This is a genomic window from Sphingomonas sp. OTU376 (genome assembly GCF_038440415.1).
GTDB lineage: Bacteria > Pseudomonadota > Alphaproteobacteria > Sphingomonadales > Sphingomonadaceae > Sphingomonas > Sphingomonas kyeonggiensis_A.
In genome coordinates, this window is record NZ_JASATQ010000045.1 from 1 (window position 1) to 24346 (window position 24346).

Genomic DNA, 24346 nt, shown 5'->3' on the forward strand with positions numbered 1-24346 from the left:
CCTTCGGGGGGGGCCCTGACCAGCATCCTCATCGCCTGCCTCGAATTTGCCGGAGCCCCGGAATGACTCGCCTCGACAACAGCCGCATCATCAAGCCCGCCACCGGCACGGAGCGCAGCGCCAAGAGCTGGCTCACCGAAGCGCCGCTGCGCATGCTGATGAACAACCTCCACCCCGACGTCGCCGAGCGGCCCGAGGAGTTGGTCGTCTATGGCGGCATCGGCCGCGCGGCCCGCGACTGGGAGAGCTATGACAAGATCGTCGCCGCGCTGCGCGATCTCGAGGCCGACGAGACGTTGCTGATCCAGTCGGGCAAGCCGGTCGGCGTGTTCCGCACCCACGAGAACGCCCCCCGCGTCCTCCTCGCCAATTCCAACCTCGTGCCGCATTGGGCGACCTGGGAGCATTTCAACGAGCTCGATCGCAAGGGGCTGGCGATGTACGGCCAGATGACCGCCGGCTCGTGGATCTATATCGGCACCCAGGGCATCGTGCAGGGTACGTACGAGACCTTCGCCGAAATGGCCCGCCAGCATTATGGCGGCAGCCTGAAGGGCCGCTGGCTGCTCACGGCCGGCCTTGGCGGCATGGGCGGCGCGCAGCCGCTAGCGGCGGTGATGGCAGGCGCTTCCTGCCTCGCGATCGAGTGCCAGCCGAGCCGCATCGAGATGCGCCTGCGCACCGGCTATCTCGACCGCGCGGCCGAGAGCATCGACGAGGCACTGGAGATCATCCGCTGCGCCGACAAGCCGGTCTCGGTCGGCCTGCTCGGCAACGCGGCGGAGCTGCTGCCCGAGATGTTCGCGCGCGGCATTCGCCCCGACCTGCTCACCGACCAGACCAGCGCGCATGACCCGATCAACGGCTATCTGCCCGTCGGCTGGACCGTCGCCGAATGGATCGAGAAGCGCGAGCGCGATCCCGAGGGTGTGGCCAAGGCCGCCAAGGCATCGATGGCGCAGCATGTGAAGGCGATGCTCGACTTCCACGCCGCCGGAGTGCCGACGGTCGATTACGGCAACAACATCCGCCAGGTCGCGCTGGACGAGGGCGTGACCAATGCCTTCGACTTCCCCGGCTTCGTCCCCGCCTATATCCGCCCGCTCTTCTGCCGCGGGATCGGTCCGTTCCGCTGGGCGGCGCTCTCGGGCGATCCCGAGGACATCGCGAAGACCGATGCCAAGGTGAAGGAGCTGCTGCCTGACAACGCGCATCTCCACAACTGGCTCGACATGGCCGCCGAGCGCATCCACTTCCAGGGCCTGCCCGCCCGCATCTGCTGGGTCGGCCTGGGCGACCGCCACCGGCTCGGCCTTGCCTTCAACGAGATGGTGGCCAGCGGCGAACTCAAGGCCCCGATCGTGATCGGCCGCGACCATCTCGACAGCGGATCGGTCGCCAGCCCCAATCGCGAGACCGAGGCGATGCAGGACGGATCGGACGCAGTCTCGGACTGGCCGCTGCTCAACGCCCTGCTCAACACCGCATCGGGCGCGACCTGGGTGTCGCTCCATCACGGCGGCGGCGTCGGCATGGGCTATTCGCAGCATGCCGGCATGGTCATCGTCGCGGACGGAACGCCGGAAGCCGCGGCCCGGCTCGAGCGCGTGCTGTGGAACGACCCCGCGACCGGCGTGATGCGGCATGCCGACGCCGGCTACGTCGAGGCTTTGGACTGTGCGCGTGAGAAGAGGCTCAAACTGCCCGGTATCTTGTAGGCAGTCCTTCTTTCCGGAAACGGAGAGACTGGAGGCGGGCCGTGCTGCAACCAGGGTCCGCCTCTGGCAACCCCGTCATGCTGAACCTGTTTCAGCATCCAAGGAACCGCGAAGGAGATCGCCGGTGCGAGCATTTGACCCTGAAACAAGTTCAGGGTGACGATGGAATGGCCAGGTTAGCCCTCAAATTTCCACGAAGCGCCCGGCTTCGCGGTCCTTCACCACCTTGCCCGCTTCGAACACGGTGCCATTCATCGTGATGTAGACGCCGGGCTGCGCGACCTGGACGGTGGCGAAGGCCATGCCCAGGTTGAAGGTGGCATCGCTCTCGGCGAAGCGCGCCGGCGCCAGCGCGCCGACCAGCACGATCGTCTTGCCCGGAATGCCGGCAAGCGCCCTGGCGGTCTCGGTCATCGTGTCGGTGCCGTGCGTGATGACGATGCGCTCCGCATCCGACGCGGCGACACGGGCAGCGATCGCCGCGCGGTCGGCATCGTCCATCTCCAGGCTGTCCTTGCGCATCACTTCGTCGATCTCGAAGGGATGCAGCACCCGGCCCAGCTCGAACAGCCGCGTCACCATTGTGCCGACGATCGTGTACTGGCTCGAGGCGTCGAAATACTGCTTGTCGATGGTGCCGCCGGTGGTGAGCACGAGAATGGGCTGCTGGGTCATGCGCGGCCCCTTACGCCGGTTCGCCTCTCGGGGAAACCTGCACGGTTGGACAAAATGCCCATCCCCTTCGACGCATTCCGGACGTGACAGGCGGCGGCGAAGCGAATAGCCCGGTCCTCCATGGGGGCATGGCGCGTCTTCCTGAAGGAGCATCGCTGGCTGGCATTGTGGCTGATCGCCACGGCGCTGGCGGCGAAGGCGCTCGTGCCCGCCGACTATATGCTCGGTGAAACCGGCGGCAAGACGCTCACCATGGTGATCTGCGACGGCAGTGGGCCCGCGACCATGACCGTCGACATCCCGATGGACCCCGATCACGCCAAGCCCAGTGACGGCGGCAAGCAGGATTGCGCCTGGTCGGGACTCGGCCATGCCATGCTCGGCGGCGCCGATCCGGTGCTGCTGCTCGCCGCGCTCGCCTTCCTGCTCGCACTCGGCTTCGCACCCGTCGCCACGCCAGCACCACGCCGCCGCGCTTTTGCCCAGCCGCCTTCGCAAGGACCGCCCTCGCTCGCCTGAACCCTTGGTCCTTCCTCGTTCAGGTGAGTTTTCATGTCTTCTTGTCGTCGCGCGCGCATCGCCGCGCTGCCGCTGTTCTGCATTGCCGGTCCCGCCCTCGCCCAGGAGGCGCAGGACGAACCTTCCATCCTCGTGGTCGGTCAGAAGGACGCGCCGATCAGCATCGATCCGCGCGGGCTCTCGGTGAGCATGGGCGAGGCGCAGTTCGCCGGCGTCAACGCACAGAATGTCGAGGACCTGATGAAATACGCGCCCGATTTCTTCGTGCGCAAACGCTATGCCGGGGACTCGAACGGCGTGCCGGGCTTTCGCGGCACCCATTCGATGCAGAGCGCCCGCGCGCTGGTGATGGTCGACGGGTTCGTGGTGTCGAACTTCCTCGGCAACAGCTTCGCCTTCTCGCCCAAATGGGGGGTGGTCGGCCCCGGCGAGGTTGAGCAGTTCGACGTGGTGTATGGCCCCTATTCGGCGCGCTACTCGGGCAATTCGATGGGCGGCATCGTCAACATCACCACCCGCTCGCCGGAGAAAACCGAAGCCTTCGCGACCGTACAGGGGCTGGCCGAGCCCTATGACCAGTACGGCACCCACGCGACCTATTGGGGCTGGTCGGGCGAGGCCGGCCTGGGCTGGCGGCAGAAGGACGGGCCGTGGTCGGCACGGCTCTCCGGGCGCCATTTCCGCAACGATGGCCAGCCGATGAGCTGGTATGGTCTCACCCCGGCAACCGGCGCCCCCGGCACCGTGGTGACCGGCGCGATCGTCGATACGGGCCAGGCGATTCCCAATTCGCCCGGCCGGCCGACCAGCCCGATCTTCGCGGCGCAGAGCCCGGCGCGGACGACGCAGGACCAGGCCAAACTGCGCATCGGCTATGACGGCACCTCGGGCATCACCGGCGAAGCGCTGCTGGCCTATTGGCACAATGTCGACGCGCAATATGCGCCCGACTGCTATCTGCGCGACGCCGCCGGCAACAAGGTTTGCGAAGGCAGGGTGACCACGCTCGGCCAGAGCTGGACGGCGTCCGGCGCGCGCTGGTCGCGCACGGTGCGCGACGAGTTCCTCGCCGGCGCCAAGCTCACCGCCCCGATCGCGCCGGACGTGACCGCGAAGCTCAACTTCTCGACCTACCAGATCGCCCGCTCGGACGGCTTCACTTCGGCAAGCTGGACGGCGGGTGCGAACAATGGCGCGGGCACGCTGGCGCGCCAGGGGCCGACCGGCTGGTACACCGCCGAGCTTTCGGTCGACGGCCGCACCGGCGCGTTCGAGCTTGCGGGCGGCGCCAGCGCCAATCTCTACCAGACCGACCAGACCAACTACACATTGCCGGTGTGGCGCGGCGATGGCGGCCGCGCCTTCTCCACCCGCACCCATGGCAAGACCCGGCTGCTCGCCGGCTGGGCCGAGGGGCGGCTACGCGCTGAGGCGCTGGTCTTCACCCTCGGCGCGCGGCTGGAGAACTGGCGGGCGTTCGACGGCGGGCTTGGGCGGCTCGGAACTGGCGGGGTCCCGGTCACCAATAGCTATGCCGCGCGCAGCGACACCGCGTTCGATCCGAAATTCTCTGTCGAATGGCATGGGCAGGCGACCAGCGTGCAGCTCAGCCTGGCCGAGGCGACGCGCTTCCCGACGGTGGGCGAGCTGTTCCAGGGCAGCCTCAATGGCGATGGCAGCTTCAACCCGAACAGCTTCGATCCGAACCTCAAGCCCGAGCGCTCGCGCGACGCCAACCTGCTCGTCGCGCATGACTTCGGCGGGCTGAAGCTCACCGGCTCGGCCTTCTGGCAGCGGGTTGAGGACACGATCTTCGCGTTCACCGGCTTCAACCAGAACGGGATCACCACCTCGAGCTTCAAGAATATCGACACGACCCGCCAAGTCGGACTCGAGCTGATCGCCGAGGCACGCGATGTCGGCGTGGCCGGCCTGGATATCGACGCCAATGCCGCCTGGATCGACTCGAAGACCGTGCGCAACGACAGCGCGCCGGCGGCCGAGGGCGTGCAGTTCCCGCGCATCCCGCGCTGGCGGCTCAACGCTAACATCCGCTATCAGGTGACCCCGCGCGTGCTGGCCTCGCTCGGCATGCGCTATGCTACCCGGCCCAATACCGACCTTTTCGGCACCCAGCGCGGCGACACGTTCGGCTATACCTCGGAGCTGTTCGCGCTCGATGCCAAGGTGAACTGGAAGATGACCGACAATTTCCGGCTGAGCGCAGGCGTGGACAATATCACCAACAACAAGGCGTGGGTGTATCACCCCTATCCCCAGCGCAGCGTCCTGGTCGAAGCGGGGTGGACGCTGTGAGCGACGGGACCGTCCGCCACGAACGCTGGTTCCGCGCGGTGTGGCGCTGGCATTTCTATGCCGGGCTGTTCTGCCTGCCCTTCATCCTGTGGCTGTCGGTCACCGGCGGCATCTATCTATTCAAGCCGCAGATCGAAGGCTGGCTCTATGCGCCCTACACCCATGTCGCGACGCCCGGCCGCTCGATACTCGCCCCCGAGCAGATCGTCGCGGCCGGCACGGCGGCGGTGCCCGGCGCGGTGCTGCACAAATACGTCCTGCCCGAAGCGCCGGACGACGCCGTCCAGCTGCTCGTCGGCGCCGGCGCGGAAGAAACGCGTGTCTGGGTGCATCCCCAGAGCGGGCAGGTGCTCAAGGCCGTGCCCGAGGAAGACCGTTTCATGCGCGTGGTTTTCCGCCTACATGGCGAGCTGCTCGCCGGCAAATGGGGCTCGGCCCTGGTAGAGATCGCCGCCTGCTGGACGATCGTGATGCTCTTCACCGGCCTGTTCCTCTGGTGGCCGCGCGGCCGCAAGGGCAAGGGGCTGGGCGGCATCCTCTGGCCGCGCCTCAGGGGCGGCAGGCGGATCTTCTGGCGTGACCTGCACGCGGTGATCGGGCTGTGGGTGTCGATCGGCGCGATCTTCCTGATCGTCTCCGGCCTGCCCTGGGCAGAGAACTGGGGCGACTATCTCAAGCAAGTGCGCATCGCGACCGGCACCGCTGCCGTCCGCCAGGACTGGTCCGCCGGATCCGAGGCCGATGCGGCGGCACGTGCCGATCTCGACAAGGGCGTCCGCGCGATGCTCGACGAGCATGCCGAGCATCACGGCATGACCATGGCGCATGTCGCTCCCAAGGGCCCGGCGCTCGACCGGGTGGTGGCCAAGGCCATGACGCTCGGCCTCGCCGCCACCGCCGAAGTCAGCCCGCCCACCAGGGCAGGAGGCCGCTGGCTGGTCCAGTCCCAGGCGGAAGATCGCACCCGCCGCGTCTCCGTCGAGATCGGCGACGACGGCGCGGTGATCGGATCGCAGGGCTTTGGCGACCGCCACTGGATCGATCGCGCGGTCGGCTTCGGCGTCGCGGTGCACGAAGGCGCCTGGCTGGGGCTGCTCAACCAGCTCGTGAACCTGCTTGTGCTGGTCGGGCTGGTGCTGCTGGCAGTGTCGAGCGCCGTGCTGTGGTGGCGCAGACGTCCCCAGGGAGTGCTGGGCGCGCCCACTCCCAAGGATCCGTTGCGGCACAGCTGGGCGCTGGTGGGACTCACGATCCTGCTCGGCGTGCTGATGCCGCTGTTCGGCATCACCCTCGCCCTCGCTACCGCCTTCGACCAGCTCATGCGCCGACTCGCTCCGCCGGCTGCCCGCTGGCTGGGCCTGCGCCGCCTCTCTAAATTGTAACCTTCCCGACACGGCCGGGACACGTGCGTTCCGGCAAAACCTGTCTCACGGTCGGCGAGCGGCCGGTGAAACAGGAGGCCTGAAGATGTCCAATCCCCGCATCGCAATCGCACTTCTGGCGCTGGCCACGCTCGTCTCCGGCTCGGCCGCCTGGTCGACCGCCGATGCACGGCTGTCGAACCACACCCCGAGGGTCGCAACCAGGAACTGAGCCAGTTCCGGCATCGCCCGACACTCCCTGTTCCGGACGATGCCAGCGGGTGCGGGCAACCCTCTTCAGCCTGCACCCGCAACCCTGAACGGCCGGCGCGTCTCCCCTTCGCGCCGGCCGTTTTGCTTTGCCGAAATCGTCCACATGACAGGAAGTTAATGCCGCGGGCAGGTCCGGGAAGGACTGGCGGGGTTAACCAGACAGCGCTGGCCATATCCGCGTTCATGGCCGGCAAACCAGCGGCGCCCGGTCCTCCTGCACTCCTCGGGCCGGGCGTCGCACCACCAGACATTGCAATCAGGGCACAGAGGCGATGGAACGTCCGATCTTCTTCGACGCAAGCGGCAAGCGAAACCGCTGGACGATGCGCGCCTTCTTCGCGCTCCTGCTGGTGATCGTGCTGGCCGCCGGTGCGTTCGCGATGACGCTGGTCCGCGTGCCCACCCCGGGCCCACTTGCCATGGCGATGGAGCATCCCCAGCCCCGTTCGCTGAAGCAGCAGGCCAATCACTTGCGCCACAGCTTCGCTTCCTGGCTGCCGCGCGGCAAGGCGCATGCGTCGAGCGCGCCGCTCTCCGTCGGCTTCTACGTGCCTTGGGACGATGCCAGCCGCGCCTCCCTCCGCCGCCACGTGAACGACCTCGATTGGGTCGTGCCGTCGCTCTACAGCGTCACCGGCGCGCAGCACGCAATCGCCGTCACCCCCGATCCCCAGTTCGATACGATCATCGCCGGCGCCAGCAGGCGCCCCAAGGTGCTGCCGATGGTGCAGAACGCCACCGGCGACAATTGGGACAGCGCCGGCGCCGCCGCGCTGCTGCGCGATCCCAAGGCGCGCGCCGCCTTCCTCGACAGTCTCCAGCGCACCCTGGTCGCCCGCAAGGCGGACGGCGCCGTGTTCGACTTCGAGGAGCTGCCCACCGCCGCCCAGCCCGGCTATCTCGCGCTGCTGCGCGACGCGCATGCCCGCTTCGCCGCGGCGAAGATGAGCGTCTCCGTCACCGTCCCCGCCCAGGACGACGACTGGAACATGAAGGCCTATGCCGCCGCGACGGACAAGCTGATCCTGATGGATTATGACGAGCACGCGCCCGTCACCGCGCCCGGCCCGATCGCCAGCCAGGCCTGGTTCGTCAACCAGATGAACGCCGCGCTCACCCAGGTTCCGGCCGACAAGCTGATCGTCGGCATCGCCAACTATGGCTATAACTGGACCGCCCCCGGCAAGGCCGATCCGATCTCGATCGAAGAGGCCTGGCTGATCGCGCACGACAGCGACGCCACCGTCACCTTCGACAAGGCGAGCGGTAACCAGAGCTTCGCCTATGAGGAGAACGGCACCGAGCACACCGTGTGGATGGCCGACGCCACCACCGCCTGGAACCAGCTGCGCGCCGCCAATATCAAGGGCGTCGGCGGTGTCGCGCTGTGGCGCCTGGGCTCGGAAGACTCGAACTTCTGGCCCGCCCTTGCCGCCGCGCATTCGGGCAAGATCCCCGATCTGCGCCGGATCGAGGCAGTTGGCGACGTCGACGTCGAGGGCTCGGGCGAGATCCTGCGCATCACCAGCACGCCGAGCGTGGGTGCCCGCACCATCGTCCAGAACCCGAACGGCCTGATCGTCGACGAGACCTTCCAGTCGCTGCCCACGCCCTATGTCGTCACCCGCACCGGCTATATGCCCGGCAAGGTCGCGCTGACCTTCGACGACGGCCCCGATCCGGACTGGACGCCCAAGATCCTCGACATCCTGAAGGCCAAGCAGGTCACCGGCACCTTCTTCATGATCGGCGAGAATGCGATGGCCGAGCCGTTCCTCGTCCGCCGCGTCGTCGACGAAGGCAATGAGATCGGCAGCCACACCTTCACCCACCCGAACCTGGCGCTCGCCTCAGCGCGCGGCACAAGGATCGAGCTCAACGCCACCCAGCGCCTGCTCGAAGCCTATACCGGCCGCTCGGTCCGCCTGTTCCGCGCGCCCTATTTCGGCGACGCTGAGCCGACCACCGCGGACGAACTGATCCCCGCGCTCACCGCGCAGCGCGCCGGCTACACCAATGTCGGCCTGCACGTGGACCCGAACGACTGGCAGCGCCCGGGCACCGACGAGATCGTCAACACCGTGCTGCGCGAAGTGGAGGCCGGCAATTACGAGCAGTCCGGCCAGATCATCCTGCTGCATGACGGCGGCGGTGATCGCTCGCAGACCATCGCCGCGCTGCCCCGCATCATCGATGCGCTCCGGGCGAAGGGCTATCAGTTCGTCCCCGTCTCGCAGCTCGCCGGCCTCACCCGCGACCAGGTAATGCCCGAAGTGAAGGGCGCCGATCTTGCCGCGGTGCGCACCGATGTCGGCATCTTCCTCGTCGCCGCGATCATCGGCTTCGCGCTGAAGTGGCTGTTCTTCGTCGCGATCGCGCTCGGCATCGCCCGCGCCCTGGTCCTCGCCGCGCTGGCGGTGAACGGCAACCGCAGGAAGAACCGCCCGGTCGCTCCCGCGATCGATCTCGGCCGCTTCGTCTCGGTGCTGATCCCGGCATATAACGAGGCCAAGGTGATCGAGAATTCGATCCGCCGCGTGCTCGCCAGCGAACAGGTCAATGTCGAGGTCATCGTGCTCGACGACGGCTCGAATGACGGCACCAGCGATGTGGTCCGCAACGCCTTCTCCGCCGAGCCGCGTGTCAAGCTGCTCACCCTGGAGAATGGCGGCAAGGCTCGCGCGCTCAACAAGGGGCTGGAGATCGCCCGCGGCGACATTGTCATCGCGCTCGATGCCGATACCCAGTTCGAGCCGCTGACCATCGCCCGCCTCGCCCGCTGGTTCGAGGATGACGAGATCGGCGCGATCGCCGGCAACGCCAAGGTCGGCAACCGGGTCAACCTGGTCACCCGCTGGCAGTCGGTCGAATATGTCACCTCGCAGAATCTCGAGCGGCGCGCACTCGCCAGCCTCGATGCGATCATGGTCGTCCCCGGCGCGGTCGGCGCGTGGCGCAAGGCGGCGCTGGACGATGTCGGCGGCTATCCGGTCGACACGCTGGCCGAGGACCAGGACCTGACCATCGCGATCCAGCGCAAGGGCTGGCGGGTCGGCTATGACATCGACGCGGTCGCCTGGACCGAGGCGCCCGAGAGCTTCGGCGCGCTCGCCAAGCAGCGCTTCCGCTGGGCGTTCGGCACGCTCCAGTGTCTGTGGAAGCACCGCGCGATCCTGCGCACCCGCAAGCCCGCCGGCCTCGCGCTGGTCGGCATTCCCCAGGCCTGGGTTTTCCAGATCGCCTTCGCGCTGATCTCGCCGCTGATCGACGCCGCACTGCTCGTCTCGATCCTCGGCACCGCGCTCAGGGTCTACCAGCATGGCTGGGCGCAGACCGAGAGCGACGTGATCCGCATGGGGATCTACTGGGTGTCGTTCATGGCGATCGACTATCTGTGCGGCTGGATCGCGTACCGGATGGAGAAGCGCGAGAAGCGCTATCCGGGCCTGCTGCTGCTCGCCCAGCGATTCGTCTATCGCCAGCTGATGTACTGGGTGGTGATCCGCGCCGTCGCCAACGCGCTGCGCGGACCCTGGGTCGGCTGGGGCAAGCTGGAGCGCAGCGGCCGGGTGGAAGCCCAGGCCGTGGCCGAGCCGGAAGCCAAGGTGGAAACCCGGACCCCGGTCGCCGCCGAGTGAAGGGGCCGCCGCAGGAGCATCACAGCCAGTACATGCTCGACGAGCGTGCCTGCCGGATGATCTGCCCGATCGCCGCCGCGATGGTCGGCGTCTGCCTCACCGCGATCGGCATCCTCCGGGTGGTGATCGCGGTGCGCAAGGCCAATACGCTGGCCGACGACATGCTGGCGCTCGATTCGGTGCTGTTCCTGATCGCGACGCTGACCAGCTATTTCGCGATCCGCCACGGGCCGGCCAAGCGCCTGCACGAGCTGGAGCGGATCGCCGACGTGACCTTCATCGCGGCCATGTCGCTGATGACGGTGGCGGCACTGGTGATCACCTACGCGCTGGCGGTGTGACCCTATTCTCTCTCCCGCAAGCGGTAGAGGGACTGGCGCTTAGAACCGCAACACCGCCCGCAGCCCCGGACCGGCATCCTCCAGCGCGAAGCTCCCCTGGTGCAGCCGCGCCACCGCCTCGACCAGCGACAGCCCCAGGCCGGACCCGGCAATATGCCGCGCCGGATCGAGCCGCCCGAAGCGGCTCAGTGCCTCAGCGCGGCGCGCCTCGGGAATGCCCGGCCCGTCGTCCCCCACCGACAGCGAAACCCCGCCGCCTTCGCGCGCAGCTCTCACCGTTATCCGATGCCCGCCCTCGGCATATTTGGTTGCGTTCTCGATCAGGTTGCCCAGCGCCTGGCCGACCAGTTCGCGGTGCAGCGCCACGTGCAGGCCCGGCTCGGCCTCGACGGCGATCTCGAAGCCGCGATCCTCGGCCAGCGGACCATAGACTTCGGCCAGGTCCTCGAGCAGCGCGGCAATGTCGGTATCGACGAAGCGGTCGCGTCCGATCCCCGCCTCGGCCCGGCTGATCAGCAGCGCGGTCGAGAGCATGCCGAGCAAGGTCTCCGCCTCGCCCGAAACGCGCTCCAGCGCCGCCAGCGCGGTCTCGTCCTCGGTCTCGATGATCGCGCGCTCCAGCGCCACCTTGATCCGGGTGACCGGCGATTTGAGGTCATGCGCCAGCCCGTCGGTCATCATCCGCAGTTGCGAGACCAGCGCCTCGATCCGGTCGAGCATCGCATTGACCGACTGGCCCAGCGCATCGAACGCGTCGCCGCTGCCGTCGATCGGCACGCGCCGACCTAGCCGGCCCTCGCCCACTTCGCGCGCGGTGCTCACCACGCCCTGGATCTGGTTGGAGAGCACCCTGCCGATCAGCAGCGCACTGAGCAGCGCGAAGATCACGCCGATCACCAAAGCCGCGGTGATCGCTTCCTCGTTCACCCGCGCCAGGCGCACGCTGGAACTGATGACGTGCCCCGCCAGCAGCAGCTCGCCATTGGGCAAGGTGGTGGAGGATACCCCCATCAGCTCCGCCCGGTCGCTGCCGGTGCGGTAGAGCTCGATCGCCTGCCAGTCGGTCCGCGCCGGGATCACCGTCGGCCAGTCGCCCAGATTGCCGCGGATCGGATCCTGCTTCGCGGTGGCGAGCAGGATCACCGGCGGGCTGGCATGCGCCTGCTCCAGCCGGGCATCGATCAGCCGTCGCAACCCCTCGTCCCCACCGGCCCGCCAGGCCGAGACCAGGTCGTCGCGCAGTTCGGCGACCAGCGTCTTCTGCTCGGCCGCCAGCGCGCGCTCGCTCGCCTGCTGGACAAACAGCAGGATGCCGCCGGTGACGATAAGCTGGACGAGGAAGGCGACGATCACGAAGCGCGCCGTAACCGAACGCGCCAGCTGCCCCAGGCGGAGCGTCATCTCAGGCCGCCGGGCCGAGCCGATAGCCGGCGCCACGGATCGTGTGGAGGATCGGCTCGCCGCCATCGTCCAGCTTCTTCCTAAGCCGGCTGATATGGACGTCGATCACATTGGTCCCCGGATCGAAATGATAGTCCCACACGCCTTCGAGCAGCATGGTGCGGGTAATCACCTGGTCCGGGTGGCGCAGGAAATATTCGAGCAGGCGAAACTCGCGCGGCTGCAGGTCGATCACCCGGGCGCCCCGCTTCACCCGCCGCGACAGCAGGTCCATCTCGAGGTCGCCGGAGTTGAGCTTGGTCACCGCGCCCTCGGCCGCCCCGCGCTTGCGCAGCAGCAAGCGCACGCGGGCGAGGAGTTCGGCAAAGGCGAAGGGCTTCACGAGATAGTCGTCGGCGCCCGAGGTGAGCCCGCCGACCCGGTCGTCAGGCGTGCCGAGCGCGGAGAGGATGATGACCGGAGTCTCGATCTTCGCGGCACGCAGCGCACCGAGCACGGCCATGCCGTCCATGCCCGGCAGCATGCGATCGAGCACGATCGCGTCGTAACTGCCGTCGCTGGCGAGGAACAGGCCGTCGCGCCCATTGTCGGCGCGGTCTACCGTGAACCCCTCTTCGGTCATTCCTTTGACGATGTACGCGGCGGTGGCCTCGTCATCCTCCACCAGCAGCAGCTTGTGCCCCATTCTCTCCACTCGCACTTCGCAAGAGCTTGAGATGGCGTAGCTGCTTTTGGTGGACCAAGTCGAGATATACCTCTGGATGACGGTCGTCACGCAGGTAACGCCGCGCCTGGTCGAGCGTGTCGATCCCGCGGCCATCGATCGCCACGATCGCGTCGCCCACTTCCATCCCGTCCTGCGCCGCCTCGCTGCCCGAGCGCAAGCTGGTGACGACCAGCCCGTGCGCAGCGCCGCTGGGGGTCTCTGCGGTGAAGCCGGGGAACATGTTGGCGCCGGTCTGTGCGGCGAAGACGTGGTTGATTCCCGATCGCCAGGCCCAGCCCAGGATCACCATGGCGCTGAGCGCGAAAGAGAGGACGAGGATCAGCACGAACCCGTCGGTCCCGCGCATCGCGCGGCCGGCGGTCCTGGCGTCTTCCCGGATTTCATTGGTGGTCATTTCGAGCATCGGGATGCCCGCCATAGGTCGGCAAGTCACGTTAAGCTTTGGTCATGATCCGGCCACTCCTTCGCGAACTGCGACAGGCTACACGGCGAGCAGTTTCAAGGAGTTCGCGCATGCGCCGTAGCCGCCGCAAGTTGAAGATCGCCCTGGTCGCCCTAGCGCTGGTGCTCGCCGGATTCACCGGCTTCCTGACCTATATCGGCTATTTCGGCGGCCCGGTCTTCTATGACATCGCCCCCACCAAACCCACGCCCCCGCATGCGCGCGGCCTGGCGGTGGTGCTGGTCTCGGGCGATATGGGCTTCAAGATCGGCATGGGGCCGGAGATCGCCAGGCGCTTCGCCGCAGAGGGCGTGCCCGTGGTGGGTGTCAGCTCGCTCGCCTATTTCCGCCAGCAGCGCAGCCCGGCCGAGGTCCAGGCGCTGATCGCCACCGCCGCGCGCCGCGCGCTCGCCTTCGGGCACGCTGACCGATTGGTGATGATCGGCCAGTCCTTCGGCGCGGACATGATGCATGTCGGCCTGACCGGCCTGCCCTCCGACCTGCGCGCCAGGGTGAAGGCCGTCGCGCTGGTGGTGCCCACCGACACCGTCTTCTTCCGCGCATCACCCAACGAGCTGTTCAACTGGGCCAAGCCCGATGCGATGGCGCTGCCTACCGGCCGCCAGCTCACCTGGGTGCCGACGCTCTGCGTGCAGGGCGTGGAAGAGACCGACAGCCTCTGCCCGAAGCTGACCCAGACCAATGTCCGCCGCATCGTGCTGCCGGGCGGGCACATGCTCCACCATGATCCGGACGCGCTGTTCAAGGCGCTCCACGCCGGCATCGCCAACATTACCAATATTTAGGTTTGGGATCACGCGGCGGACAGCCGCGCCTACCTAGAGCGGGCCGCGACAACGGACCAACAGAGGGACATTCGACATGCGCTTCGGCAAGATCCTGGCCGGCCTCGGCCTCGCCGCCACGGTGCTCGGCACCATGCAGGCCTCCGCCCAGGCTCCGGTCGCCGCCGCGACCGGCGTGATGGGCACCTGGGTCAATCCGCGCGGCACGGTGAAGGTGCAGACCGGCGCGTGCGGCGACAAATTGTGCGGCTGGGTGGTCTGGGCCAATGCCGAGGCGCAGAAGGACGCGAAGGATAGCGGCGTCGCCAAGCTGATCGGCACCGAACTGCTCCAGGACTATCACCCCACCGGCAACGGCAAGTGGCAGGGCCGGGTCTATGTCCCCGACATGGGCCAGACCTTCTACTCGAAGATCGAACAGCAGGGCCCGAACAGCCTGAAGATCAGCGGATGCATCCTGGGCGGCTGGATCTGCAAGTCGCAGGTCTGGCAGCGCGGCTGAGGGCCGACGCGATGCGCCCCGCCCACAAAACTGCGCTCCAGATCGGCGCCGTCATCGGCATCGTCGCGCTCGCCTTTGCGGCGCTGCACGGGCTGCTCCACGAGGTCCGCTGGCGCGACGTGCGCCACGCCTTCCACGCGATCGGTGCCTGGCAGGTCGCCGGCGCGCTGGCGCTGACCGTCGGCAGTTACCTGATGCTGACGCTGTACGACGTGCTGGCGCTGCGCATCATCGGCCGTCCGCTCCCCTATCGCACTGCCGCGCTCGCCTCCTTCACCAGCTACACGCTGAGCCATAACCTGGGCTTCGCGCTGCTTACCGGCGGTTCGGCACGCTATCGTGTCTACCATGCCGCCGGGCTCGACACCGCCGATGTGGTCAAGGTGATCGCCACCGCGAGCCTGACCTTCTGGTCGGGCGTGGTCGTCATGGCCGGCGCCGCGCTCGCGCTGCACGGCGGCGGGCTTGAGCTCGCCGGCGTCACCATCTCCGCCAGCGTCCAGCGCGCGATCGGCATCGCGATCCTCGCGACAACCCTGGGCGTACTCGCCGTGCTGCGCGCCAGGCCCCGCGACCTGCGCCTCGGGCGCTGGCACGCCCCGTTCCCCAGCCGGACGCAGGCGCTCGGTATGATCGCCACCTCGGCGGTCGACCTCGCGCTCGCCAGCGCCGCGCTGCTGATCCTCGTCCCCGGCGCCGGCCTCCACGCCTTCCCGGCCTTCTTCCTCGGCTATGCGCTGGCGATCATCGCCGCACTGGTCACCCATGTCCCCGGCGGCGTCGGCGTGTTCGAGGCGGTAATGCTCGCGGTGCTGCCGGGCGCCGACCCGTCGCGCATCCTCGCCGCGTTGATCCTCTACCGGCTGATCTACTATGTCCTGCCGCTGCTGGTCGCCGCCGCGCTGCTCGCGGTGCATGAGCGCCGCCAGCTGAAGAAGCCGCTCGCCGCGATCCGCGCGGTCGGTCTGGCGATGCATGGCCTCGCCCCCACCTTCCTCGCGGCACTGGTTTTCGTCGGCGGCATCGTGCTGCTTGTCTCGGGCTCGCTCCCCGCCATCCCCGCGCGCCTGCGCGACCTCCACGCCTTTGTCCCCCTGCCCTTTGTCGAGGCCTCGCACATCGCCGCCAGCCTGGCCGGCACCGCGCTGCTGCTGATCGCCCCCGCGCTCTATCGCCGTCTCGACGCCGCTTTCCTGCTCTGCCGCACGCTACTGCTCGCCGGCGCGCTGTTCTCGTTGATGAAGGGGGTCGATTATGAGGAAGCTGTGATCCTGCTGATCATCGCCGGCCTGCTCCAGCTGTCGCGCACCGCCTTCTACCGCAAGACAGCGCTCACCAGCGCACTCACCGGCCGCGCGCTCCTGTCCGTCGCGGTCGCCGTCGCGCTTGCTACCTGGATCGGCTTCTTCGCCTTCAAGCACGTGCCCTATCAGGACAATCTCTGGTGGGAATTCGCCTGGAAGGGCGACGCCTCGCGCTTCCTGCGCGCCAGCTTCGCCACTGCCGTGGCGCTCACCTGCGTCGCCGTCACCCAGTGGTTCGGCTATGCCCAGCCCAGGCGCGAGGAGCACGCGCCGGACACCGAGCTGCCCCGCCTCGCCCTGGTTCACGCCAACCGCACCGACGCGCTGCTCGCCTATGCCGGCGACAAGCGCTTCCTGCGCTCCGAAAGCGGCGAGACGCTGCTGATGTACCAGGTACAGGGCCAGAGCTGGATCGTGATGGGCGACCCCGTCGGCCCGAAGGAGGAATGGGGCGACCTGCTCTGGCAGATCCGCGAGATGGCCGATGCCGCGCAGGGCCGCCTGCTCCTCTACCAGATCTCGACCGACACGCTGCCGATCGCGATCGACCTCGGCCTTCAGCTGGTGAAATATGGCGAGGAAGCTCGCGTGCCGCTCCCAGGCTTCTCGATGGATGGTTCGGAAAAGCGCTCGCTCCGTCATTCCGATCGCCGCGCCGCCCGCGAAGGGGCGGTCTTCGAGATCGTGCCCTCGGCGCAGGTCCCTGCCCTGATGCCCGAGCTCCGCGCCGTCTCCGATGCCTGGCTCGCCGACAAGGGGCATGGCGAGAAGGCCTTTTCGGTCGGCCGCTTCGATCCCGCCTATATCGCCCGCTTCGATTGCGCGCTGGTCCGCCAGAACGGCAGGATCGTCGCCTTCGCCAATGTCTGGGCGACCGAAAATCGCGAGGAGCTGTCGATCGACCTGATGCGCCATCTCGACGAGATGCCCTACGGCACGATGGACTTCCTGTTCGTCCAGCTGATGATCTGGGGCCGCGACCAGGGCTATCGCTGGTTCAATCTCGGCATGGCGCCGCTGTCGGGCATCGAGTCCCGCCGCCTCGCCCCGATGTGGGCGCGGATCGGGGCGCTGCTCTACCGGCACGGCGACGCATTCTACGGCTTCGAGGGTCTGCGCGCCTACAAGGACAAGTTCTCGCCGGTCTGGACCGCCCGCTACATCGCGGCGCCTCCGGGCCTGGGTCTGCCGCGCGGGATGATCGACCTGCAGACGCTGATCGGCGGCAGCTCGCGCAGCGCGGCGAGGAAGCGGCGGCTGCGGCTGGTGGCGTAAACTACCGCTTCCCCAGCGCAAGCCGGGGAACGGATACGTGGGTGGTCAGTACCGCCCCCACACGAAACGCGACGACAGCGCGAAGTTCCAAACCGCCGCCACGCCGATCCCGGCCAGCGCCGACAGGCGCCAGTCGCCATGCTGGACATTGTGGAGGAACGCCGCGACGCCGACATTGGCCGCCGCGCCCGCGCCGCACACCACGCAGAAGCTGGCCCAGCCGCGCAGCAGCCTGGCCGCGCCCTTCAGCCTTTGCTCGCGATAGGTCAGCGCGTTGTTGAGGAAGAAGTTGAAGGTCATCGCGCCCAGCACCGCGAACATCGTCGCGCCGACGAACGACCATCCGAGCCCGCAGAACAAGGCGGAGAGCACCGCGAAATGCACCGCCGCACCCAACGCACCGATGCCGGAGAACATCACGAAGCGCACCGGCACGACCTTGCCGAACATCCGGTCATAGAGCGCGATCAGATATTCCATCGCCACGACATGATCGAGCTTGGACTCGCCAAGCGCGCGCGTGCGGAACACATAGGGCAGCTCGACGAACTTCAACGGCCGCGGCGAGGCGGTCATGATGTCGAGCAGGATCTTGAAGCCGATTGCCGAGAGCCTGGGCACCAGGTCGCGCACCACGCCGGCGCGGATCATGAAGAAGCCGCTCATCGGATCCGAGAGATCGGCCTTGAGCACCTTGCGCGAGAGCCTGGTCGCGAAGGCCGATTTGGCCACGCGATCCTCGTCCCACTCGCCGGTACCGCCGCCATCCACGAAGCGCGAACCGATCGCCACGTCGAGATTCTGGTCACGCTCCAGCGCATCGAGCATCTTGGGCAGCAGGGTCTCGTCATGCTGCAGGTCGCCGTCGATCACCGCGACGAAGGGCGCCGAAGTGGCGCACATGCCCTCGATACAGGCCGAGGAGAGCCCGCGCCGGCCGATCCGCTGGATCACCCGCACCCGCATGTCCTTGCGACCGAGCGCACGTGCCGCATCGGCGGTACCGTCCGGACTGTTGTCGTCGACGAAGATCGCCTCCCAGCTCCGCCCTTTCAGCGCGGCGTCGAGCTTGTCGATCAGCAGCGGCACATTGGCCCGCTCGTTGAAGGTGGGGATGACCACGGCAAGTTCGAGATCGGCGCCGGGTGCGATGCGCGCGAAACGCGCAATCTCGCCGTCGAGGAAGAGCTTCATGCGATCCCTTTTCTGGGCCCTTGAATTGGGCCCCGGGAGGGGCGCGCCGGGGCACAGATACGCAAAGGCGCGCCCTCCCGGGGGTTCGAGACAGCGAATGCGGTGCCGGGGGACGACTAAGCATTCCTGCCTCGGGGGCATGGTTGAGACGGAGCCCCTGTGGCGATCCCGCAACGCTTTTCAAAAAAATTTAGGCAAAGATTACGGGACCGGCTTTTTTCCGTTCCCCGGTGGAAGCCGGGGCCCAGGGTTTCTCCGTCGTAAAGCCTAGAACCCCAGCTCAACCCCAAGCCGCACGGTGCGGGGGCGCAGCGGGGTGATCTGCTTCTCGTCGCGGATCAGCAGCGGTGATCCCAGCGCGAAGCGGTTGCCGCGGGTATCGAGCAGATTGGTCGCCGACAGGGTGATCGCCCGCCGGCCACGCTCCAGTCGCAGCTCCATGCCGGTATCGACATAGTCGCCCTGCGGCTTGCCCAGTACCGGGCCGATGCCCAGCGTCGAGCGCCCGACATAGCGCAGATAGCTGCTCGCGGAGAATTCGGCCTCGCCGCCCAGCGCGGTGCGATAGGCGGCACCCAGCCGCCCGCTCGCATCGGCGACATTGGGCAGCCGGTTGAAGTCGGACGGTCCCTCGGCGAGCGGGAACACCGCCGCGGAAGGGTCGGTCACCTTCGAAGCGTTCAGATAGAGCGAACCGTCCAGGTCCAGCCCCGGCAGCGGCCGCCATCGCACCGCCATCCCCAGCGACAGCACCCGCCCGTCGCCGATGTTCGACGTGGTCGGGAAACCATAGCCGTCGATCAGGTCGGCCTGAATGCTGGTCCACCAGGTCATCGATGCGCTGGTCGATACGCTCAGCCCATCGGCGGTGTAGCGCGTGCCCGCCTCGACCGTGGAAAGCCGGTCGCCCTGGAAACGCTGGATCAGGTCGCGCCGTACCGCCAGGCCGCCGGGGCGGAAGCCCTGCTCGAAGCGGCCGAACACAGTGAGCCCGTCGAACGGGCGATAGGCGATCGCGGCCGAGGGCAGCAGCCGCGTCTCGGTGCGCGCCGCCTTCGCACGTGGATCGGCGCGGAAGGCGAAGAAACGGTCCGCGTCCTGCGCATTGCCGGTCAGGTGCGAGCGCGTCAGCCGCCCGCCCGCGGTGATCGTCACCCCGCGTACCGGCTCCACCGTGCCCTCGCCGTAGAGCGTCGCCTCGTCCACGGTGTTGCGCACGCCGGTCAGCGCCGCGCGCATCGACCCATAGCTGCGGTTCACCCGGCCGCGATTCTCGAGGAAACTGACCCCGATCAGCCATCCGGTACCGCGCGGGCCGCGCCGTGACAGCCGCGTCTCCGAGGTGATCATGCTCACCCGGTTGATTTGCTGATAGCCGATCAGCGGGGAGTTCAGCGCGGGCAATGGGAAACCCTGGTTGACGTCGTCGACCGAGGCACCGGCAAAGACTTCGGAGACATATTGCCGGGCATAGGCACCGGCCGTGCTCAACTCGATATCGCCCCAGCGCTTGCGGGCGACCAGCTCGGCCAGCCAGAAGTCGTTCTGGAAGGGCTGAGCGATCGGGCTCCTGCGGCTCAGCCCGTCGCCCTTGCCGTCGGAATATTGCGCGTCATTGCCCTTGATGCTCTGGCCGACGCCGCCCAGGTCGATCGTCCAGCCATCGACTTCCCAGCGCAGGGCCGCGCGGCCGCCGGTGGTGCGCACACTGTTGACGTCGTCCAGTCCGCGCTCGCGATCGTCGATATAGCCGCCGTCGCGCGAGCTGAACGCCAGCGCTCGGAAGGCCAGCTCGCCTTCCTTGATCGGCATGTTGACGATGCCGCCCACGTCCCAGCTCGGCTGGCCATGCTCGGTGAGCGATCCACCACCCCAGACCTGCCCGCCGGTCGCCCAGAAATCGGGCGCGCGCGGTATCACGCGAACCACGCCACCCAGTGATCCGGCGCCGTAGAGCGTGCCCTGCGGCCCTTCGAGCACTTCGACCCGGCCGATATCGTACAGCTTCAGGTCGGGATCGGGCGCGCTGTAGGTGATCCGGCTGTTGCCCCAATATTGGCCCACGGTCGCCTGGGTCGGCCCGACAAAGCTCGAATCTGCGATGCCGCGGATGAACAGCTTGTTGCGGCCCGGCCCGAGGTGCGTGGAGGCCAGGCTGGCGACGCGATTGGCGATCACATCGCTGCCCTTGCCGCCTTCGGATACCGGGATGTCCTCACCTTCGACGATTTGGACGCCGCCGGGATAGGCCTTGAGCGGCACGTCGCGCTTGCTGCCGGTGACCAGGATCTCGGCAGGCTCCGGATCGGGTTGCTCGCGCGGCTGCGGCGGCGGTGCCGGACGATGCCGCACCGGCGGCGCGCGCTCGATCAGCCAGGTGCCCGGCGCAACCCGGCGCGCCCGCGCCCCGGTCCCGCGCAGCATCTCGGCCAGCGCGCCATCGACACTGTGCTTGCCCTTGATCGGCCGCACCGTGATGCCGCCCAATGCGGGCTCGCGCAGGCCGATGCTGCTGCCGGTCTGCTTGCCGAGGGTGAACACCGCGGCATCGAGCCGTCCGGCAGGCACGGAGACGCTATGCCGCTTCTCCTGCGCAAGCGCAGGCGAAGCCGCCAGCAAAGCGATCGGGAGGATCAGCTTAGTGCGGTGCACCGTCGATCGCGTCCAGCATCCATCCATTGCCCGCACGGGTCGCACGGGTACCGGTCAGCGCGGCGATGCGCTCGACCACGGCTCCCGGACCGCCCTGGGTAGAGATCGTGCCCGTGAACGGAATGGCTTCCGTTCCCTTCCCCACCCGCACCTTGACGCCCAGGTTGCGGGAGAGATCGGCGGCGACGCGCTCGAGCGTCGCATTGCGATAAACGAGCTGCCCACCGCGCCACGCCCCGATATCGGTGACGATGGTCCGGCTGACTTCGGGGCGGCCACTGCCGGCAACGCTCAGCGAGTCGCCTGGGCTCAGCCGCACCGCTTCGGCCTGGGGCTGGTAGATCACCGCGCCCTCGGCCACCGAGACGCGCAACCCGGTCTCGTCGCGCACCACATTGAACACGGTGCCGGCATCCTGCAGCGTGACGCCGCCGGTCTTGACGATGAACGGGTTGGCGGCGTCGTGCCGTACTTCGAACAGCGCCTCGCCCTCGATCAGTTCGGCGCTGCGCTTGTCGAGCACCGCCACGCGGGTGGCGCCGTTCAGCACCATCCTCGATCCGTCGGCCAGCGCGACTTCGCGGCGCTCGCCGGCGCGCGTGGCATATTCATGCCCGCCGGGGCCGCTGCCCAGGCTGGACCAGCCGACCACCACCGCCAACGCGGCGGCGACCGCGCCGCCCGAGATCAGGAACAGCCGCCGTGGCGCACGCGGCGCCACCGGTTCGGCCTCGGGCACCACCACCGGCGCCGGCGCCAGCTGGAACAGCCCCGCCATCGCCTCATCGGCGTCGAGTGCCTGATTATAGGCCTGCAAGTGCGCGGGATCGCGCTCCAGCCAATCGGCGAAAGCGTCCCAATCGACGAAAGCCGAGTCTTGCAGCCGGATCACCCACCCCCGGGCGTCCTCTGCAAGAAGTTCCGAAACCTGCCCGTTCATGCCCACCTCAACCCGAGGACGGAGTCGATGCGATCATTCCGCATCGAACCGGTCCTTCAGCTGGGCGAGGGCGCGGTACGCTTTCTGCAGATCCTTTTCCACCGAGCTCAAGCTTATCCCCAATTCCCGAGCGATCGCTGCCTGGCCGAGCCCCTCCAGCCGGTAGCGGCGGAAAACCTGATCGACTCGCGGCCCAAGTGCAAGCAGCGTCGTCTCCGCCTCGCGCAATCGCTCGCGCGCGATCAGCACGCGCTCGCCCTGCGGCGCGTGATCGCTGGCCGCAAGGTCCTGCCATTCATGCTGGCGCCGCCCGCGACTCAGGTTGGCGCGCTGGCGATCGCGCAGCACATTCTCCGCGGCGCGGAACAGATAGGAGATCGGATCGGAGACCGGGCGCGCCTCGGCACCCGAGATCTTGTGCCACAGGTCCTGCAGCACATCCTCGGCATCGTCGCCCGCTCCGCGCGCGGCGAGGAAGCGCAGCAGCCGCGGCCGCTCGTCCTCGAGCACGCGCTGCAAGCCGCTGATCGACGAAGTGGCAGTCATGCCCGAAGCCAAAGCATTGCGCGCTTCTCTTGCCAAGCCTTGGCTGCGAGATGGCGCAATTGCGGCAGCGGAAAGGAGGAGCTCAGGCACCCGCCCGCCGCCGATAGACGATGCGGCTGCGGCTCCCCACCGGCACTTCCAGCGCCGGCGCATAGTCGCGCGCCAGCAGCGCGGTCATATAGTCGAGCACTTCGGGGCTCAGGTCGCGGTCGGGCCGGGTGCTGGCGACCACGAATTCGGGCCGCGCCGCCATGATCCGCTTCACCTCGGCCAGCGGATCGGCGCCTATCGCGCGCGATTCGCGGGTGAGGCTCAGATGGCTCGGGAACGGCCAGCGCGTCGGCAGGCAGCTGCCGGTCAGCCGGTAGAGCGCCGGCTCGCCGTCGAACACGTACAGGCAATCGCGCAGCTGCGGCCGGATATAGTCCGCCATCCGCTCGACCTGCGGGCCCCAGCCCCGGTCACGGCGATTGTCGTTGACGATGTTGAGCGAGATCGTGGCGATCAGCGCCATCATCGCCACGCCCGCCGGGATCCGCCAACGCGTCCGCCCCGATGCGAGCACCAGCCCCGCCGCCCCGTCGCCGAACCAGGCGGCGGCCAGCACGCAGAGCGGCGCGATCAGCGGCAGCGCATAATGGTCGAAAAAGGTGCCGAAGAGCAGCACGCCGCCGATCGCCGCGATCGCCCAGCCGTCGAGCAGCTTGCGGACATCCTCGCTCACCGGCCGCGCCATGCCGCGCCCCAGCCATGCCGCAATCCCGAGCGGCGCGAGCAAGAGCGCCATCCAGCCCAGCCGCTTGAGCACGATGCCGGTGCCGTCCGAGCTGCGCTCGAGGATCGACAGGAAATTCGCCTGCACGAACGCGTCGCCGTGCCCGATCGCGACATACCAGCCCCAGGCAGCCAGCGTCGGCAGCAGCGCCGCGGCGATCCAGGCCGCGCCCATCGCGAACAGCCGGCCTCTCCCGACCCCGCGCTGCGCGGCGAACCACAGCAGCGCGAGCCCGAAGAACACGCCTTCGAACAGCGCGGTATATTTCACCTGCATCGCCACGCCGATCAGCAGCATCACGACCAGCCCGCCGGCGAAGCCCAGCCAGTCGAAGCCTGGGCGACGCACGATACCGGTCATCGCCCAGGCCGCGAGCGCGACAAACAGATTGTAGAAGACCGGCGACTGGCCGGCCTCGCCGCCGAATATGCCGAGATAGAGGATATAGACCACGCCCGCCGCCGCCGCGCCGTGCGGCCCGGCCAGGTTGCGGGCGATCCGCGCGATGACGAAGGCCGTGGCCACCGCGAACAGCGTCGCCACCAGCTGATATGCCAGCACGCCTTCCCCGCCGAGCAGGCGGATCGCGGCATAGATCAGGAACAGCCCGATTGGCTTGCGGTCCCAAATGTCGACATAGGGCAGCGCCCCATGGAGCATCCGGTCGCCGGTCAGCAGGTAGAATTCGTCATCGACCTGGACGACGGGATTGCCGAACTGCGCAGCCCGCGCGACGATCGCGACGACCAGCAGCAGCGCGGCCAGCAGGGCCGGGTTGCTCGCCCACACCCGCGTCGCCGCTGCCGCCCGTGCCGTCCAGGGCAGATGCCCGGGCTCGACCAGCCGCAATGGCCGGTGGCGGGGCGCGTCGAGCAGGGTGCGGGCTGGGACGTGCTGCATACTCAACCTGAAAACTGGGTTCAGGTCGAGACGGAGCTACG

General features: G+C 68.2%; 19 protein-coding genes. 10 read left to right on the plus strand and 9 right to left on the minus strand.

From position 1 onward, the window contains the following. The first annotated feature begins 62 nt into the window (after positions 1-62). Positions 63-1718 (plus strand): urocanate hydratase, encoded by a 1656-nt coding sequence (hutU, locus tag AAHM44_RS17120; protein WP_342250739.1) that lies wholly within the window; start codon positions 63-65, stop codon positions 1716-1718. 183 nt (positions 1719-1901) lie between these two features. Here the strand turns inward: hutU and AAHM44_RS17125 are convergent, their stop codons facing one another. Then, positions 1902-2393 carry an asparaginase domain-containing protein gene (locus AAHM44_RS17125; RefSeq protein ID WP_342250740.1) on the minus strand — a complete coding sequence of 164 codons (492 nt, stop codon included), beginning with the start codon at positions 2391-2393 and terminating at the stop codon, positions 1902-1904. A gap of 120 nt (positions 2394-2513) precedes the next feature. On the opposite strand from AAHM44_RS17125, the gene AAHM44_RS17130 reads away from it, so the two are divergent. The 6 genes from AAHM44_RS17130 to AAHM44_RS17155 all read left to right on the plus strand — a co-directional run bounded on the left by AAHM44_RS17130 (position 2514) and on the right by AAHM44_RS17155 (position 10841). Continuing rightward, complete coding sequence (locus tag AAHM44_RS17130; RefSeq protein WP_342250741.1) at positions 2514-2912, plus strand: DUF2946 family protein; 399 nt, start codon at positions 2514-2516, stop codon at positions 2910-2912. A gap of 33 nt (positions 2913-2945) precedes the next feature. Continuing rightward, positions 2946-5228 (plus strand): TonB-dependent receptor, encoded by a 2283-nt coding sequence (locus tag AAHM44_RS17135; protein WP_342250742.1) that lies wholly within the window; start codon positions 2946-2948, stop codon positions 5226-5228. Further along, on the plus strand, positions 5225-6610 hold the full coding sequence (locus tag AAHM44_RS17140) for a PepSY-associated TM helix domain-containing protein (RefSeq protein WP_342250743.1): 1386 nt from the start codon (positions 5225-5227) through the stop codon (positions 6608-6610). The genes AAHM44_RS17135 and AAHM44_RS17140 overlap by 4 nt, the downstream gene beginning before the upstream one ends. An 85-nt stretch (positions 6611-6695) precedes the next feature. Beyond that, a complete protein-coding gene (locus AAHM44_RS17145) occupies positions 6696-6821 on the plus strand; it encodes a hypothetical protein (protein ID WP_269576209.1) in 126 nt (41 codons plus the stop codon). A 313-nt stretch (positions 6822-7134) separates the two neighbouring features. Beyond that, positions 7135-10500, plus strand: coding sequence for a glycosyltransferase (locus tag AAHM44_RS17150; protein ID WP_342250744.1), 3366 nt, complete (start codon positions 7135-7137; stop codon positions 10498-10500). Beyond that, complete coding sequence (locus tag AAHM44_RS17155) at positions 10497-10841, plus strand: hypothetical protein (protein WP_311768497.1); 345 nt, start codon at positions 10497-10499, stop codon at positions 10839-10841. The genes AAHM44_RS17150 and AAHM44_RS17155 overlap by 4 nt, the downstream gene beginning before the upstream one ends. Positions 10842-10880: 39 nt before the next feature. On the opposite strand, the gene AAHM44_RS17160 is transcribed toward AAHM44_RS17155, so the two are convergent. From AAHM44_RS17160 to AAHM44_RS17170, 3 genes are read right to left on the minus strand one after another with little or no spacing between them, the layout of a single operon-like run. Further along, on the minus strand, positions 10881-12242 hold the full coding sequence (locus AAHM44_RS17160) for a sensor histidine kinase (RefSeq protein WP_342250745.1): 1362 nt from the start codon (positions 12240-12242) through the stop codon (positions 10881-10883). Between the two features lies 1 nt (position 12243). Continuing rightward, complete coding sequence (locus AAHM44_RS17165; RefSeq protein ID WP_184168711.1) at positions 12244-12927, minus strand: winged helix-turn-helix domain-containing protein; 684 nt, start codon at positions 12925-12927, stop codon at positions 12244-12246. Next, entirely contained in the window at positions 12896-13363 is a 468-nt protein-coding gene (locus AAHM44_RS17170) for a PDZ domain-containing protein (protein ID WP_184168712.1), read from the minus strand. Before AAHM44_RS17170 ends, AAHM44_RS17165 begins: the two co-directional genes overlap by 32 nt. A gap of 119 nt (positions 13364-13482) precedes the next feature. Between AAHM44_RS17170 and AAHM44_RS17175 the strand changes: the two genes are divergently transcribed. The 3 genes from AAHM44_RS17175 (at position 13483) to mprF (ending at position 17298) form a co-directional block, all read left to right on the plus strand. Beyond that, positions 13483-14217: an AcvB/VirJ family lysyl-phosphatidylglycerol hydrolase gene (locus tag AAHM44_RS17175; RefSeq protein ID WP_342250746.1), complete on the plus strand. Its 735-nt coding sequence runs from the start codon at positions 13483-13485 to the stop codon at positions 14215-14217. 76 nt (positions 14218-14293) lie between these two features. Continuing rightward, positions 14294-14719 carry a DUF2147 domain-containing protein gene (locus AAHM44_RS17180; protein ID WP_446746000.1) on the plus strand — a complete coding sequence of 142 codons (426 nt, stop codon included), beginning with the start codon at positions 14294-14296 and terminating at the stop codon, positions 14717-14719. Between the two features lie 11 nt (positions 14720-14730). Continuing rightward, complete coding sequence (gene mprF / locus AAHM44_RS17185) at positions 14731-17298, plus strand: bifunctional lysylphosphatidylglycerol flippase/synthetase MprF (protein WP_342250747.1); 2568 nt, start codon at positions 14731-14733, stop codon at positions 17296-17298. A gap of 45 nt (positions 17299-17343) precedes the next feature. Here mprF and AAHM44_RS17190 read toward each other — a convergent pair whose 3' ends face one another. The 5 genes from AAHM44_RS17190 to AAHM44_RS17210 all read right to left on the minus strand — a co-directional run bounded on the left by AAHM44_RS17190 (position 17344) and on the right by AAHM44_RS17210 (position 24305). Further along, positions 17344-18492, minus strand: coding sequence for a glycosyltransferase family 2 protein (locus AAHM44_RS17190; protein ID WP_342250748.1), 1149 nt, complete (start codon positions 18490-18492; stop codon positions 17344-17346). Positions 18493-18759: 267 nt separating this feature from the next. Then, a complete protein-coding gene (locus AAHM44_RS17195; protein WP_342250749.1) occupies positions 18760-21144 on the minus strand; it encodes a TonB-dependent receptor domain-containing protein in 2385 nt (794 codons plus the stop codon). Continuing rightward, positions 21131-22084, minus strand: coding sequence for a FecR family protein (locus AAHM44_RS17200; protein WP_342250750.1), 954 nt, complete (start codon positions 22082-22084; stop codon positions 21131-21133). Before AAHM44_RS17200 ends, AAHM44_RS17195 begins: the two co-directional genes overlap by 14 nt. Positions 22085-22117: 33 nt before the next feature. Further along, the gene (locus AAHM44_RS17205) at positions 22118-22630 is read right to left on the minus strand and encodes an RNA polymerase sigma factor (protein WP_269576219.1); all 513 of its coding nucleotides are present in this window, start codon (positions 22628-22630) and stop codon (positions 22118-22120) included. 82 nt (positions 22631-22712) lie between these two features. Beyond that, positions 22713-24305 (minus strand): ArnT family glycosyltransferase, encoded by a 1593-nt coding sequence (locus AAHM44_RS17210; RefSeq protein WP_342250751.1) that lies wholly within the window; start codon positions 24303-24305, stop codon positions 22713-22715. Between the last annotated feature and the right edge of the window lie 41 nt (positions 24306-24346).

Excerpts from the sequence above, each read along its gene's own strand:
- hutU (WP_342250739.1), top strand. The coding sequence starts at position 63 with ATGACTCGCCTCGACAACAGCCGCATCATCAAGCCCGCCACCGGCACG.
- AAHM44_RS17125 (WP_342250740.1), bottom strand. The coding sequence starts at position 2,393 with ATGACCCAGCAGCCCATTCTCGTGCTCACCACCGGCGGCACCATCGAC.
- AAHM44_RS17130 (WP_342250741.1), top strand. The coding sequence starts at position 2,514 with ATGGGGGCATGGCGCGTCTTCCTGAAGGAGCATCGCTGGCTGGCATTG.
- AAHM44_RS17135 (WP_342250742.1), top strand. The coding sequence starts at position 2,946 with ATGTCTTCTTGTCGTCGCGCGCGCATCGCCGCGCTGCCGCTGTTCTGC.
- AAHM44_RS17145 (WP_269576209.1), top strand. The coding sequence starts at position 6,696 with ATGTCCAATCCCCGCATCGCAATCGCACTTCTGGCGCTGGCCACGCTC.
- AAHM44_RS17150 (WP_342250744.1), top strand. The coding sequence starts at position 7,135 with ATGGAACGTCCGATCTTCTTCGACGCAAGCGGCAAGCGAAACCGCTGG.
- AAHM44_RS17160 (WP_342250745.1), bottom strand. The coding sequence starts at position 12,242 with ATGACGCTCCGCCTGGGGCAGCTGGCGCGTTCGGTTACGGCGCGCTTC.
- AAHM44_RS17165 (WP_184168711.1), bottom strand. The coding sequence starts at position 12,927 with ATGGGGCACAAGCTGCTGCTGGTGGAGGATGACGAGGCCACCGCCGCG.
- AAHM44_RS17170 (WP_184168712.1), bottom strand. The coding sequence starts at position 13,363 with ATGACCACCAATGAAATCCGGGAAGACGCCAGGACCGCCGGCCGCGCG.
- AAHM44_RS17175 (WP_342250746.1), top strand. The coding sequence starts at position 13,483 with ATGCGCCGTAGCCGCCGCAAGTTGAAGATCGCCCTGGTCGCCCTAGCG.
- AAHM44_RS17180 (WP_446746000.1), top strand. The coding sequence starts at position 14,294 with ATGCGCTTCGGCAAGATCCTGGCCGGCCTCGGCCTCGCCGCCACGGTG.
- mprF (WP_342250747.1), top strand. The coding sequence starts at position 14,731 with ATGCGCCCCGCCCACAAAACTGCGCTCCAGATCGGCGCCGTCATCGGC.
- AAHM44_RS17190 (WP_342250748.1), bottom strand. The coding sequence starts at position 18,492 with ATGAAGCTCTTCCTCGACGGCGAGATTGCGCGTTTCGCGCGCATCGCA.
- AAHM44_RS17200 (WP_342250750.1), bottom strand. The coding sequence starts at position 22,084 with ATGAACGGGCAGGTTTCGGAACTTCTTGCAGAGGACGCCCGGGGGTGG.
- AAHM44_RS17205 (WP_269576219.1), bottom strand. The coding sequence starts at position 22,630 with ATGACTGCCACTTCGTCGATCAGCGGCTTGCAGCGCGTGCTCGAGGAC.
- AAHM44_RS17210 (WP_342250751.1), bottom strand. The coding sequence starts at position 24,305 with ATGCAGCACGTCCCAGCCCGCACCCTGCTCGACGCGCCCCGCCACCGG.